Source organism: Nocardia neocaledoniensis (assembly GCF_003182135.1).
Lineage (GTDB): Bacteria > Actinomycetota > Actinomycetes > Mycobacteriales > Mycobacteriaceae > Nocardia > Nocardia neocaledoniensis.
Map to the genome: position 1 here is coordinate 100,417 of NZ_QGTL01000015.1, position 15,147 is coordinate 115,563.

Here is a 15,147-nt window from a genome sequence, read left to right on the forward strand (position 1 = left end):
CGCGTTCCGGCGGTCATGGGAAGGTGCCCAGACTCGCCGGGTCCCGCCGCGACCAGCGCGGTTCCGACCTACCTTCCCGGACATGGCTATCGATCTCCCGCGCGCGGCCGTGCTGGCCGTCGTCGCGGTCCTCGGCTTCTGCGGCGGGGTCGCCGCGGCGGCGCCCGCGGTTCCGGTCGACGCGCCGATCCCGGTGCGCGCCATGGCCACCGCCCGGCCCGCCGACAACGGGTCGCGCCTGGTCACCGCGCGCCAAGGACTCGGCCGCCTGGTCGACATCACCGTGCACTCGCAGGCGATGGGGCGCGCCATCGACGTGGAAGTGCTTCCGGCGGTGGACAGTTCGCGGCCCGCGCCGGTGCTGTACCTGCTCAACGGCGTCGACGGCGGCACGGACACCGGTCGCTACACCGACGGCAGCAACTGGCTCACCAAGACCGATGTCGAGGAGTTCCTCGCCGACGAGCAGGTCACCGTGGTGATGCCGGTCGGTGGCGGCGCCAGCTTCTACACCGACTGGCTCGCCGACGACCCGCGCCTCGGCAGGCACCGCTGGACCACCTTTCTCACCGAAGAGCTGCCGCCGGTGATCGATTCGGCTTTCCACGGCACCGGCGCCAACGCGGTCGCCGGGCTGTCGATGGCCAGCGCCGCGGTCTTCCAGCTGGCCATCGAGGCGCCGGGCGCCTTCCGCGCGGTGGCCGCCTACAGCGGCTGCGTGCGCACCAGCGATCCCGCCGGGCAGGCGCTGGTCGACGCGGTAGTGATCGGGCGGCAGGGCAATCCGCTCAACATGTGGGGGGCGCCCACCGATCCGCGCTGGGCCGCCAACGATCCGTACCTGCGCGCCGCCGAACTGCGGGGGACCGCGGTCTACGTGGCGACGGGCAACGGCTGGCCGGGCTCCCTGGACACCCTCGACGGGCCGGGCATCCAGCACAATCCGGTGAAACTGGCCGATCAGCTGCTCATCGGCGGCGTCCTGGACGCGGTGGCCAACCTGTGCGCCGTGCAATTGCGGGACCGGCTGCGGGAGCTGGAGATTCCGGCGACCTTCGACCTGCGCCCCAGCGGGACCCACTCCTGGGGCTACTGGGAACAGGACCTGCACCGGTCGTGGCCGATGCTCGAGGCCGCGCTCAACCGGTGACCCGCACCGTCCCGTCGACCAGCGGCAGGGTCCGCAGGCCGGGCCACCGCGCCGACCACGGTGCGACGGGTTCCCGGCACAACCACACCCCCACACCCCGGTTCACGCCGGGGAAGCCGAGTTCGTCGTCGACCCGGGCGAGCGGCGTCGTCTCACCGAACCCGTTGTCCAGTCCGATGTCCGGGCCGTCGACGCCGAGGTAGAGCACCGTCGTCGCGCTGTCGGGCGGCGCGCCGAAGTAGCCGTACCCGCGGTTCGGGCTGAACACCGCGGGCAGGTCGAGCTCGGTGCCGAAGTACTCGAGTGCCGCCGCCTGCCAATAGTTCTGGGTCACGATGACCGTGCCGGCGCGGGTCTCCGGCGGCAGCCGGCGCCGGACGGCGTCGACGGTCGACACCAGCTCCTGCCACCCGCTCGGTCCGAAATACACACTGCGCGTGTGGATCTGCGAGTAGCGCTCGGTCGGCGTGGTGAGCCGGGACTGCGGGAACGGCAGGGCGAGGACCAGGGCGAGGCAGATCGCCGTCGCCACCGCGAACAGCGAGCCGCCGAGGATCCGCAGCCGCCGGGTCATCCCTGGTTCGGTGAGATACACGGCGCCGGCGGCGAACAGCCCGGGAAAGGCCCCGGCCACGAAGTAGGGGCGCAGTCCACCCAGCACCACCCCGCCGAGCCCGATCGCGATCATCGGGATCAGGAAGTGATACGGCCGGAACCGCGGCGAACGCAGGCCACCCCACATGCCGGCCAGCAGCAGCAAGCCCAGCGCGCCGGTCACCTGGATCATCGTCCACGGCATGGCGAGCAGCCCGGCCGTGGCCAGCTGCTCCTCGCGCACGACCGCGCCCATCGGCAGCTGCGGCCAGCCGTTGCGGTGCTGCCACAGCAGCATCGGCACCGCCGACACGGCGAGCACTCCGGACCCGGCCCACCACAGGGGCGCCCGCAGCATGGAGCGCGGACCGAACAGCAGCACACCGAACGTCAACCCCGCCCACACGATCGGGATCAGCCACTTCACCTGGAAGTCGACGGCCGCCACCGCGCCCGCCGCGAACAGCAGGACGTCCTGGCGCGTGCGCACCCAGCGGATCAGCAGCCACACCACCGCCGCGGTCAGGGTGATGTCGAGGGCGAAGGTGCTCAGCATCGCCGACTGCATCACCGCCATCGGGGTCGTCGCGTAGGCGAGCGCGGCGATCGTCTGCGGCCATCGCCCACCGCCGAACTCCCTGGCCAGGACGGCGCTGAGCACGATGGCCAGCACCGTGCACGCCAGCGCGGGCAGCCGCAGCGCGACCACCGATCCCGGGGCGAGCAGATCGGCGAGCCCGGCCAGCAGCGGCACCAGCGGTCCCTGGTCGGCGTAGCCGGCCGAGGGCCGGTGCCCCGCGGCGACGAAATACAGTTCGTCCCCGCCGATCTGGTAGCGGTCCAGGCGCGCGAGGAACAGCGCCCCCGCGACCCCGGCGACCGCGCTCACCTCCCGCCACGCGAACGACGGCAGGACGGGCACGGGGACCGCGCGCACTTCGGGCAGGTCGGAGCGGAAGGTCATGAGGTCCTCCGCGACTCGGATCCCTTGCGGGACAAGGGGTCAGCGACCGGGGCGGCGCGGCGTCGCGCGCGTGGCAGCCAGGACGGTGCCCACCAGCAGGCGTCCCCGAGCAGCCGCATGGTCGCCGGGACCAGCACCACCCGCAGGACGGTCGCGTCGATGAGCAGCGCCGTCACCAGCCCGAACGCGATGTACTGCATCATCAGCAGGTCCGAGAACGCGAACGCTCCCGTGACGACCAGCAGGATCAACGCCGCCGCGCTGATGATGCGCCCGGTCTGGGCCACCCCGGCCCGCACCGCCTCGGTCGTGCTCGCGCCCGCCGCGCGCGCTTCCACGATGCGCGAGAGCAGGAACACCTCGTAATCGGTGGACAGCCCGTAGATCACCGACACGATCATCACCAGGATCAGCGACATGATCGGTTGTGGGGTGAACCCGATGAGGCCGGCGCCGTGTCCCTCGACGAACACCCAGGTGAGCACGCCCAGCGTCGCGCCGAGTCCGAGCAGGTTGAGCGCGGCGGCCTTGAGCGGCAGCACCAGTGAGCCGAAGGTCAAGGCCAGCAGTGCCGTGGTGGCCAGGAACACCAGGGTGATCATCAGCGGCAGCCTGCGCACGAGCGCGTCGATGCTGTCCTTCTCCACCGCGGGCTGCCCACCGACCAGCAGGGTCGTGCCGCTGGGCACGGGCATCGACCGCAGATAGCCGACGGTCGCCTCGACATCGCGCGCCGAGGCCAGCACGGTCTGGGAGGTGAGCACCTGCGGCTGGAACGGCGACTGCATCATCGCGGGGAACGGCGCGGCCAGGCCCGGTGCGTGATTGGCCGCGGCCAGCACGCGGTCGGCGGCGGCGGGGTCGAAGGTGACGACGACCAGATCGATCGGATCGATCTGGCGCAGCGGGAACAACTCGTCGAAATGCTCCTGCGCGACGCGGTTCGGATGTTCCGGCGGCAGGAACCGCTCGCTGATGGACCCGAACGCCAGGTGCTGCACCGGCAGGATGAGCAGCAGCAGCCCCAGACACACCGGAAGCGCCACGGCCAGTGGCCTTTTCATCACCGCGCCCGACAGCCGTCCCCAGCGGTTGTCGCGCGCCGCCGCCGGGGCGGCGACGCGCCGGAACCAGTCCACGCCGAACCGGTCCACCCGGCGGCCCAGCACCGCGAGCAGGGCGGGCAGCACGGTGATCGAGGTCAGCGCCGCCAGCGTGAGGGTGATGATCGCGCCGTAGGCGAACGACCGCAGGAACCCCTGCGGGAACACCAGGATCCCGGCGGCCGCCACCGCGACGACGGTCGCCGAGAACAGCACCGTGCGTCCCGCGGTCGCCATCGCCCGGCGCACCGCGTCGTCGACCTCGCGGCCCGCGGCCAGTTCCTCCCGGAACCGGCTCAGCACGAACAGCCCGTAGTCGATGGCCAGGCCGAGCCCGATCATCGACACCACCGGCGACACGAACGAATTCACCTCGACCACGGTCGTGAGCAGCCGCAGCAGACCCCACGCGCCGAGCATGGTGAGCCCGCCGACGATCAGCGGCAGCGCCGCCGCGACCACGCCGCCGAACAGGAAGAACAGCAGCAGCGCCACCGCGGGGATGGCGAACAGCTCCACCCGCCGCTGATCCTGGGCCATGGTGTCGTTCAGCGCGCCGGCGACCGGCTGCCCACCCGCGATCTCCATGTCCACCCCGGGCAGGCGCAGCGCGTCGGCGATCTCACGGAAGTGGCGCATCTGGGTGGTGGCGTCGGTGCCGCTGACGGCGACCGAGGCGAAGGCGTGGCGGCGATCCGGCGTGCCGAAGACCTCGGGCATGGCCAGCCCGGTGTCGGTGGGCCAATACGCGCCGTTGATCCGATCGATCTCGTCCGGGAATCGCACCGGCAGGCTGTTCAAATGCGACACGATATTCGCCGCGAACGCGGCATCGTCGACCGTCGCGCCTTCCGGGGCGTGGAACAGCAGAATCACGTCGCCACTGTGATCACGCCCGAATGCCCGGTCCCGTAATTGCGCCGCGCGCACCGATTCCGAGGACGGATCGTCCCAGCCGCTCGAACTCACCGCGCCGCCGAGACCGAGGCCGTAGGAACCGAGGGCGAGTAATCCGGTCACCATCACCACGATCACCAGGTAGCGCCGGCGCACCACGAAATCGGCCCACTGTGTCAACTCGGCGAACACGCTCGCCTCCCGCCTTCTCGCTGGTTGGTCGGGTCGAACATGTCAGGAGTTCCGCGGGCGACGACCGGGAAAACGCAAGGTTCCGGCCGGTCACAACGGTGCGCGGATTCCGTTGTGATCCTTACCTTTCGCGGTCGCGGCGACCCGATTGGGCACCTTCACAACACTTCGCGCCGGGGCTCGTCGGAGTTTCCAGACGTCGGAGTTCGGGCCGACGCCGTCGCGGTGTGCTCCTACGTTTGGCACAGCGGTCGACAGCGGGAGACCGCGCGGAATGTGGCTGTGGCGCCGGGAGGAAATTGCGTGTCGGATATTGCGATTGTTGGCATCGGATGTCGGTTCGCGGGCGGCATCGATTCGCCGGAGACATTCTGGGATTTCGTCGTCGACAAGCGGGACGGGGTCGTCGACATTCCGGCGGACCGCTGGGACTTCCGCCGTTACTACGATCCCGAACCGCGCACCCCCGGACGCATGTACACCAAGCGCGGCGCCTTCATGACCACCGACCCGTGGGAATTCGACCCCGATTTCTTCGGTATCTCCCCGCGCGAGGCCACTGTCCTCGATCCGCAGCAGCGCCTCATGCTCGAGGTCACCTGGGAAGCGCTCGACGACGCCGGGATCGCGGGCCGCGCGGCAGGCAGCCAGGTCGGCGTGTACGTCGGCGGGTTCGTGGTCGATCAGTCCGTGATCGGCGTGGTCGGCCCCGCCCTGTTCCACACCGACATGCACACCCCGGCCAGCGCCTCCTACACCATGCTGTCGAACCGGATCGCCTACGCGCTCAACCTGGTCGGGCCCGCGATCACCGTCGACACCGCGTGCTCGTCGTCGCTGGTCGCGTTCCACCTGGCCTGTCAGGCGCTGGCCAACGACGACTGCCGCGTCGCCCTCGCCGGCGGCGTGAATGTGATGCTGCAGCCGGAGACCTTCGTCCTGATGTGCAAGGGCGGCTTCCTCGCCACCGACGGGCGCTGCAAATCCTTCGACGCGAGTGCCGACGGCTACGGCCGCGGCGAGGGCGCGGGCATGGTGGTGCTGAAGAAGCTCGACGACGCGGTCCGCGACGGCGACCGGATCTACGCCGTCGTCAAGGCCACCGGGTCGAATCAGGACGGCCGCACCACCGCGATCACCGTGCCCAATGTCGACTCTCAGGAGGCGCTCGCCCGGGCGGTCTGCGCGCGCTCGGGACTGGCGGCCGAGGAGATCACCTATCTCGAGGCGCACGGCACCGGCACCCTGGTCGGCGATCCCGTCGAATTGCGCGCGCTCGGGCGGGTTTTCGGCGCCGCCTCGGGGCGGACGGGCACGGTCGGGGTGGGCTCGGTGAAGGCCACCCTGGGCCATACCGAGGCCGCGGCCGGCGTCGCCAGCGTGATCAAGGCGGCGCTGGCGATCAGCCATCGCACACTGCCGCCGCAGGGCTGGCTCGACACCCCCAATCCGGACATCCCGTTCGACGAACTCGGCCTGCACGTACAGACCGAGGCCCAGCCACTGCCGCCCGACGCGGGCCCGATGTCGGTGGCGGTCAACGGGTTCGGCTACGGCGGCACCAACGCGCACGCCATCCTGACCGAATACAGCGCTACCCCCGAGGCCGCGCGGACCGGCGATCACCTGGGGATCCTGCCCCTGTCCGCGCGCAGCACCGCCGCGGTGCGCGCACTGGCGGGCCGGTTCGCCGATCTGCTCGCCGCAGGCGCCGATCCCGATCATCTGGCCGAGGCGGCGTGGACGCGGATGGCCCACCATCCGTTCCGTACCGGCATGCTGCTCGGCGCGAACACCCCCGACCTGGTGGGGGAGCTGCGCAAGTACGCGGCGGGCGAGGGACGCGACGCCTCGCGCGTGATCGTCTCCGCCGCGGCGGAACCGGTGTTCGTGTTCTCGGGCATGGGCCCGCAGCACTGGCGGATGGGCCGCGAACTGCTGGACGCGGGCGGCGCGTTCGCGACCGCGGCCGAGGAGGTCGACGCGGAGTTCCGCGCGGTCGCGGGGTGGTCGATCATCGAGGAGCTGCGGCGCCCCGAGGCCGAGTCACGGGTCACCCGGACCGAGGTGGCGCAGCGGGCGAACTTCCTGGTCCAGGTGGGGCTGGTGCGTGAGCTCGCCGCGCTGGGCATCACGCCCGCCGCCATCGTCGGCCACAGTGTCGGCGAGGTGACGGCGGCCTATGTGAGCGGCATGCTGTCGCTGCGCGACGCGGTCCGCGTGGCCTGCCACCGCGCCCGGCTGCAGGCCACCACCGCCGGGACCGGCGGCATGCTCGCGGTCGGGTTGACCCGCGACCAGGCGCGCGACCTGGTCGCCGACGACGCGCGGGTGGACATCGCCGCGATCAACAGCCCCGGCGCGGTGACGCTGTCCGGCGACGTCGATCGGCTGGACGAGATCGCCGAAAAGCTCACCGAGGACGGTGTTTTCGCCCGCCGCCTGCGGGTCGAGGTGCCATATCACAGTCGGCTGATGGGCCCGATCGAAGACGCGTTGCGCGCCGCGCTCGCCGATCTCACCCCGCGGCCGCCGACGGTGCCGCTGTACTCGACGGTGACCGGCGAGCAGGTCACCGAGCAGGTCTGGGACGCCGGCTACTGGTGGGCGAATGTCCGTCAGCCTGTGCGCTTCTTCGACGCGATCAGCCGCCTCGTCGCGGCGGGCAGCCGGATCTTCCTCGAGGTCGGTCCGCATCCGGTCCTGTCGGGCAACATCCGCGAGGCGCTGCTCGACGCCGACGTCCAGGGCACGACCGTCGCCACACTGGACCGCGAACAGCCCGACGCGGCGAGCATGCGCCGCACCCTGATCGGCCTGCACGCGGCCGGCGTGCTCGATCTCGCACGGCTGTTCCCCGCCGACCGGCAGGCGACCCCGCACCTGCCGCTGCCACGCTATCCGTGGCAACGGACCCGCCTGCACAACGCGCTGCCGCTGTTCGAACAGGCCCGGCTCGGCACACCCGGCGGCTACGCCATGCTCGGTGACCCCGACGTGGAGGGCAGGCCGGAATGGCTGCTGCAGGTCGGCACCGAGCTGCTGCCATGGCTGTCCGACCATGTCGTCAACGGGGTGAAGATCATGCCGGGCGCGGCGTATCTGGACGCGGCGCTCAGCGCGACGGCGTCGCGCATCGGCACCACCCAGGTCGCGCTGGAACAGGTGCGGTTCGTCGCCCCGCTGATCATGGGCGCGCCCGATGTGCCGCTGGTGGCGATGAGCGTGGAGGAGGCCAGCGGCCGGTTCCTGATCAGGTCGCGCAGCGCCACCGGCACCGCGTGGACCGTGCACGCCTCCGGGCGCACCCTCACGGGCAGTCACGAGCAGATCCCGGTGGAGGTCCCGGACATCGAGGTCGGCGTCGACGTCGACCCGGCCATGTTCTACACCGGCCTCGCGGCGGCGGGGCTGCAGTACGGGCCGTCGTTCCGGCGGGTCACCTCCGTGCGGGTCGGCAAGGATGTGGTGGTCGCGACGGTCGACGGCGCCATCGCCGCGGACTCGGGCCACCTCGCCCACCCCGCCGTCGTCGACGCCGCGATGCAGTGTGCCGCCATGCTCTTCGCCGACGAGCGGATCAACGAGGGCGTGATGGTGCCGGTCGGCGTCGCCGCCGTGCGCCTGCTCGCCGCCCTGCCCGAGACCGTCACCGTGATCGCGCGCCGCGACCCGAAGGCCCGCCTGCGCGCGGACGTGGATCTGCTCGACGCCGAGCGAAATCTCGTCGCCCGGCTCACCGGTCTCCAGATCGGCGCGCTCAAGCCCGGCGACGATCCGCTGCACCGCATGGCCGACTTCTACTACACCGAGACCATGGTGGAACGCGAGCCGATCGACCCGGCCGCGCTCGCCGACGCGGGCCAGGCCGCGCTGCTCATCGTGGAACTCGGCGAGAGCCGCCTGACCGTCGACCTGGCGACCGCCCTGCCGACGGCGCAGGTCTACGTCGCGCATCCGGCCGACCCCGCGCTCGAACAGGGCCTGCTCACCCGCCTGCGCGACGCGCGCCGCGGCGAGGAACGGCTGCACGTGTGCGTGGTGGCCGGCGAGGTGACCGACGACCTCGCGTTCCTGTGGGCGCTGAAACGGATCGCGGTGACCATCGACGAATTCGCCAACCCGCCCGTGGAAGGCGGTGCGCCGCAATCGGTCTTCGGCGACGGCGCCGCGCACGTCACCCTGGTGACCGAGCGGGCCTGCGTCCTGCCGGACAGCGCCGAGGCGCCCGACTCGCGCCAGGCGGCGCTGGCCGGCGCGCGGCGGGTGCTGCTCAACGAACAGACCGCGCTGCGCTGGCGCCTCGTCGACACCGACCCCACCACCCCGCTCGCCGATGTCGTCGCCGAACTCGCGGTGCCGGGCGCCTTCTCCCACGACCACTGCGACGAGGTGGTGCTGCGCGACGGCAAGCGCTGGGCGCCGGTGGTCACCAAGCCGCTCGCCGAGCGACTCGAACAGCTCGACACCGCCGAACCGCTGACCGACCCCGAGGCCAACTTCACTCTCGACACCCCGCGCACCCGGTTGCTGTCGCAACTGGCCTGGCGGCAGTGCCCGCGGACGGCGCCGGGACCGGGCGAGGTCGAGGTGCGGATGCAGGTCATCGGCCTGAACTACAAGGACCCGCTCAAGATCATCGGACTGCTCGGCGAACGGGAACTCGCGCCGACCTACTTCGGCACGGTGCCCGGCATGGAAGGCGTCGGCACGGTCGTGCGGGTCGGTGCCGGGGTCGACGATGTCGCGGTCGGTGACCTCGTCGCCGTCGCCGCGAAGGGCATGATGCGGCGCTACGCCGTGGTCGATCGACAGCTCGTCGTCAGCCTGCCGCCCGGCACCGACCCCGGGCACTGCACCAGCACCATCGCCTTCGGGACCGCCGAGTACGCGCTGCTCGACCTGGCCCGGCTGCAACCGGGGGAGACCGTGCTCATCCACGGCGCCGCGGGCGGGGTCGGCACGGCTGCGATCCAGGTCGCCAAGGCGCACGGCGCGCGCATCATCGGGGCCGCGGGCAGCGCGGAGCGCCGGGCGCACGTGCTGGCCATGGGCGCCGATCATGTGGTGCACTCGCGGTCGCTCAATTTCGTCGACGACGTGCTCGCGCTGACCGACGGCGTCGGCGCCGACGTGATCATCAGCAGCGCGCCGGGGGAGGTCCTGCGCCAGAACTTCCACGCCGCCGCGGAATTCGGCCGCATCGTCGAGGTCGGCAAGGCCGACATCTACACCGGCGGCCTGCTGGAACTGGCCAACTTCGACAAGAACCTGGCCTACTACTCGATGGATCTGGACCGCCTGGTCGCGGTGCGGCCGCAACGCCTCGCGCGGCTGCTCGAGCGGGTGTTCGAGAAGGTCACCGAGGGCACCTACACCCCGCTGCCGTACCAGATGTTCGACACCGAGGAGGTGAGCAAGGCCTTCGAGGAGACCCTGCGTTCCTCGCGGCTGGCGCGCATCGCCCTGCGGATCGACACCCCCGAGCCGGCCGTGCGGCCCGCGCTGCCCGACGTCGAGATCGACGGTGCCGCCACCTATCTCGTCACCGGTGGCTTCGGCGGTTTCGGGATGGCGATCGGCCGCTGGCTGGCCCTGCGCGGCGCGCGGCGGCTGGTCCTGGTGGGGCGCGGCGGCGCCAGGACCGAGGAGGCCCGTCGGCAGCTCGAGGCCTGGCGCACCGTGGGCGTGGAGGTGGTCGAGGAACTCGCCGACGTCACCGACGCCGCGGCCGTGGCCGGCGTGATCGCCAGGGCCAACGACCCGCAGCGCCCGTTGCGCGGTGTCTTCCACGCCGCGGGCGCCGTGGCCGACAACCGCATCGGCGCCATGTCGTTCGACGAACTCGACCGGGTGTACCGGCCCAAGGTGCACGGCGCGCGGATCGTGCACCAGGCCGTCGCCGACGCCGGGATCACCCTGGACATGTTCGTGCTGTGCTCCTCGGGCGGGTCGATGTACGGCATCTACGGCCAGTACAACTACTGCGCGGCCAATGTCGCCGTGGAGGCGCTGGCCGAACAGTGGAGCAGGGCGGGGGAGCGGGCGCTGTGCGTCGGCTGGGGGCACCTGTCCGGCGCGACCGGGGGCATGGCCGCCGACGAGACCGCCGAGAAGTACCTGGACCTGGTGGGTTTCGGACCGATCGACATGTCCGATGCCACGGCCTACCTGGAACAGACCCTGCGCCTGGGCGCGACCCGCGCGGCGATCATCCCCACCGACTGGGCCAAGCTGACCGGCACCTTCCCCCAGCTGACGCGCACCGGCCGCACCATCGACCTGGCCAAGGCCTCCGCCAAGGACACCTCCGAACTGGCCAGGCTGCGCGCGGAACTGGCCGCCATGGAGGAGGCCCGGCGGGGCCCGCACATCGCCCGCAAGATGGCCGAGGAACTGGCCGTGGTGATGGGGGTTCCCGTCGAGTCCATCGACATGACCATCCCCGTTCCCGAACTCGGTCTCGACTCGCTCATGGCGGTGGAACTGGGCGCCCGCGTCACCAAGACCCTCGGCATCGACCTCATGTCGCTGCAGATGGGCCGCTCCTTCAGCCTCGAGCAGGCGGGCCCGAAGGTGGCCGAGCTGGTGCTCGCGTCCGAACCGGTGGCCGCCCAGCCCCTTCCGGAAACCGAGCGGCACGGCGACGCGGCCGATGCCCCGCCGCGCGAGCAGCCGCTGGTCGCGGCCCACTGACGACGCGGAAAGGCGAGCACTGTGGTCGACTTCGGACTCATCGACGAATGGGAGCCTGCGCCAGGCAGATTGGTGACCTGGTTCGCCACCCCGGAATCCACCCGGCTCGCGGCGACGGCGCCGGTCCACCCGGCGCCGCCCTCGCTGCAGCAGGAGCAGTACCTGCGCCTGGCCGACCGGCACGCCGGGGCGGACTTCCGGTTCTCCGGACTGTGCCTGGTCACCGCCCGGCTGCCCACGGCCGAGCTGGATCGCGACGCGATGACCAGGGTCATCAACGCGTTCCTGTTGCGCCACGACACCTTCCGCACCTGGTTCGACATCGACGCCGGCGGCACGGTGCGCCGCCACCTCGTCCCGGCCGAGGCCGTCGACTTCCAGCCGATCGACTACGGCCACATCGACGACCCCGCGGCGATCCGCACCCACGTCGAGAAGACCACGCCGGGCCCGTTCGACTGGGACTGCTTCACCTTCGGCGCCATCGAGCACGGCGAGACGACCACCGTCTACCTCGCCGTCGACCACCTGCACACCGACGGGCTCGGCCAGTACCTCTCGGCCGCCGACTTCGCCCAGCTGTACGCGGCGCAGCTGTGGGCGGAGGCCGAGCCGCCCGCGCCCGCAGCGAGCTATCTGGACTACTGCGTCGCCGAGCGCGCGCACAGCGACCGGCTGACCCTCACGTCCCCGGGCGTACGCAAGTGGCTGGAACTGGTGCGCGGCAACGACAACAGGCTCCCCGCGTTCCCGCTCGACCTCGGCAAGAGCTCCGACGGCTACCACCGCAGCGCCCACCGCAGCATCACCTTGCTCGACCCCGAGGCGGGCGAACGGTTCGAGTCGGTCTGCCGGGCACACGGCGCGGAGTTCGTCGGCGGCGCCTTCGCCGCGGCCGCGCTGGCCGAACGCGAACTCACCGGCGCCGACTACTACTTCGGCATGACGCCCATCAGCACGCGCACCTCGGCGGCCGAGAACGCCTCCGTGGGCTGGTACGTCACGTTGGTGCCGGTGGCCTTCCCCCTCGGCCCGCGCACGCCCGCCACGCGGGTGCTCGGCCTCGCCCAGCGCGCCTACGAGAACGGTCTCCTGTTGGCGCCCACGTCTTTCCACCGGGTGCTCGACCTGCTCCCGGCCGACTCGGAGATCAAGGCCGAGCCCGGCTGGGTGACCCCGATGATCTCGTTCATCGACGCCCGCGACTTCGTCGGCCACGAATTCTTCGACGAGATCGGCGCCGGGGTGTACGCGAACCGGGCCGCGTCGGAGGAGGCGCTGATCTGGATCAACCGGCTGCCGAGCGGGACGTCGCTGAGCGTCATCTTCCCCGACACCGCCGTCGCGCACGACTCGGTGGAGCGCTATCTCGCCGCCGTGCGAGCGATGTTCCTGGCCATCGCCGCCACACCCGACCAGGAGGACCAGTAGTGCAGACCGCGTTCCGTGATCCGTTCATCCCCGACGGCGAGAAGTCGGTCTACACCGTCGGACTCCTCGGCGAGGCACCGGGATTCGAGATGACCCACCTGGTCACCCGTGAGAAGGGCGGCTACCGCACCACGCTCGACACCCGCCCGCACGGGCGCGCGTTGAGCGACACCGACCTGGCCATGACCATCGAACAGCGCTTCGGCCGGATCGGCGGCCGCTTGCGGGCCGAACAGTACCGCGCGGAAACGCGGTGCGGGCCGACCGTGGTCTCGCGTGAGGAGGCGAACTTCGTCGACACCGTGCACCTCCAGTTCGGCGGTCTGCCCGCGCCGTTCCCGCTGAACGTGATGCCGATCGCCGGTGGCCTGACGCTGCTGCGCGGCCTCGACTTCACCGAGGGCCTGGTGGAGACGGTGAGCGTGTGGCTGGCGTTCTCGGTGCACTGGCCGTTGCTCGCGCGCGTGGAGAAGAAGAGCACCGTCGAGGTCCCGGCCGGCAGCGTGCCCTGCTGGCAGGTGCGGATGCGGCCGGGATTCGCGCAGGTGAACTCCCTGCTGGACAAGGTGATCGGCAGCGTCCTGCCGCCGTTCGTCGCGCATTTCGAGCAGGAGGCTCCGCATCGGCTCGTGCGGATGAGTTTTCCCACCCAGCTGTCGCTGAGCGCCCCGCGCGCGGTCATGGAGCTCAGCGCATGAGCATCGCGACCGTGCGGGCGCAGGTGCGCGCGGAGTACGCGGCGTGGCTGGCGTTCGCGGCCTGCCTGATCGCGGTGTTCATGCAGATGATCGACGTGACGATCGTCAACACCGCGCTCCCGGAGCTCACGGCGGATCTCGGCGCGTCGCGCTCGGCGCAGCTGCTGGTCGTCTCCGGCTACTCGCTGGCCTTCGCCTGCACCCTGCTCACCGCCGCCAGGATCGGCGCGATGGTGGGGCGGCGGACGATGTTCCTGGCCTCGGTCGCCGCGTTCACGGCGGCGTCGCTGTGGTGCGGAATCGCCGGTGACGCCACCGAACTCGTGCTCGCCCGGGTCGTGCAGGGCGCGGCAGGCGCAGGGATGGCGGCGCAGACGATCGCCATTCTCACCGCCGGGTTTCCGCGCGAGCGTCATCCGCTGGTGTTCGCGCTCTACGGCGGCGTCGCGGGCTTCGCCGGGATGCTCGGGCCGATCGTCGGCGGCGTGCTGCTCACCCTGGATCTCGGCGGGTGGGGGTGGCGCTCGGTCTTCCTGATCAACCTGCCCATCGGGATGTTCGCGTTCGCCCTGGCATGGCGCTTCCTGCACGTCGGCCGCTCCGGCGGCAGCAGGAAACTCGACCTCGGCGGCGCCGTGCTCTCGGCGGCCGGACTGTTCGCGCTCATCTACGCCCTCGCCGAGATCCAGCAGCACGGCTGGCGATTCGGGCTGATCGTGCTGATCGGCGCCGGGCTCGCGCTGACCGCGGTTTTCGTTGTCCACCAGCGGCGGCGCACCGATCCGCTGATCCGGCTCGACCTGTTCACCGACCGGCGGTTCCGGCTCGGGTCGGTCCTCGTCGGCGCCTTCTTCGGCCTGTTCACGGCCTTCGTCTTCGCCGCCTCCGTCACCATGCAGGACGTGCTCGGCTACACGCCGCTGGTAACCGGCCTGGTGATGACGCTGTTCGCCCTCGGCGCGGGAACCGGCGCGCTCGCCTCACTGATCCTGGTGCGGCGCTGGGGTATTCGGGCCCTCGCGGCCGGAATGGCGCTCTACGGCGGGTGTCTCGCGGCCGGAGCGGTCTACCTGTCCCTGACCTCCGGTGCGATGAGCGCGCTGCTCACGGCGGGCCCGGTCTTCCTGTCCGGCGTCGGCGTCGGCGTCTTCGGCATCCAGCTCCAGCCGATCATGCTCTCCGGACTCACCCCCGACCACATGGCCGAAGCCTCCGGTGTGCTGCCCACCGTCGAACAGATCGGCAACGCCGTCGGCCTCACCGTCCTGACCACCCTCTTCTTCCGCTCCCACACCCTCACCGGCAGCATCACCATGATGGCCGCGGTCGCCGCGATCGCCCTGGTCATCGCGCTGGCCACCCTGTCCCTCCCGGAGCCGCAGGGGCCCTGACCCGGCCCCGGACACGCCGCGGGGCGGGCGG

At 71.4% G+C, this 15,147-nt stretch carries 7 protein-coding genes; 5 read left to right on the top strand and 2 right to left on the bottom strand.

All coding sequences use genetic code 11. The features are described 5' to 3' along the window. The first annotated feature begins 82 nt into the window (after nt 1-82). On the top strand, nt 83-1,150 hold the full coding sequence (locus tag DFR69_RS29735) for an alpha/beta hydrolase (RefSeq protein WP_110040980.1): 1,068 nt from the start codon (nt 83-85) through the stop codon (nt 1,148-1,150). Here DFR69_RS29735 and DFR69_RS29740 read toward each other — a convergent pair. Both DFR69_RS29740 and DFR69_RS29745 read right to left on the bottom strand, forming a co-directional pair. After that, on the bottom strand, nt 1,140-2,708 hold the full coding sequence (locus DFR69_RS29740; protein WP_110040981.1) for a glycosyltransferase family 39 protein: 1,569 nt from the start codon (nt 2,706-2,708) through the stop codon (nt 1,140-1,142). The two genes, DFR69_RS29735 and DFR69_RS29740, sit on opposite strands and share 11 nt — an antisense overlap. Next, entirely contained in the window at nt 2,705-4,900 is a 2,196-nt protein-coding gene (locus DFR69_RS29745) for an MMPL family transporter (RefSeq protein ID WP_110040982.1), read from the bottom strand. Before DFR69_RS29745 ends, DFR69_RS29740 begins: the two co-directional genes overlap by 4 nt. 303 nt (nt 4,901-5,203) lie before the next feature. Here DFR69_RS29745 and DFR69_RS29750 point away from each other — a divergent pair, with 303 nt between their 5' ends. Genes DFR69_RS29750 through DFR69_RS29765 form a run of 4 tightly spaced genes read left to right on the top strand, consistent with a single transcriptional unit; the run spans nt 5,204 to nt 15,116 of the window. After that, on the top strand, nt 5,204-11,596 hold the full coding sequence (locus DFR69_RS29750) for a type I polyketide synthase (protein ID WP_110040983.1): 6,393 nt from the start codon (nt 5,204-5,206) through the stop codon (nt 11,594-11,596). A 21-nt stretch (nt 11,597-11,617) separates the two neighbouring features. Further along, nucleotides 11,618-13,027 (top strand): condensation domain-containing protein, encoded by a 1,410-nt coding sequence (locus tag DFR69_RS29755; protein ID WP_110040984.1) that lies wholly within the window; start codon nt 11,618-11,620, stop codon nt 13,025-13,027. Continuing rightward, nucleotides 13,027-13,725 (top strand): DUF3108 domain-containing protein, encoded by a 699-nt coding sequence (locus DFR69_RS29760; RefSeq protein ID WP_110040985.1) that lies wholly within the window; start codon nt 13,027-13,029, stop codon nt 13,723-13,725. The genes DFR69_RS29755 and DFR69_RS29760 overlap by 1 nt, the downstream gene beginning before the upstream one ends. Beyond that, complete coding sequence (locus tag DFR69_RS29765; protein ID WP_110040986.1) at nt 13,722-15,116, top strand: MFS transporter; 1,395 nt, start codon at nt 13,722-13,724, stop codon at nt 15,114-15,116. The genes DFR69_RS29760 and DFR69_RS29765 overlap by 4 nt, the downstream gene beginning before the upstream one ends. The last annotated feature ends 31 nt before the right edge of the window (nt 15,117-15,147 follow it).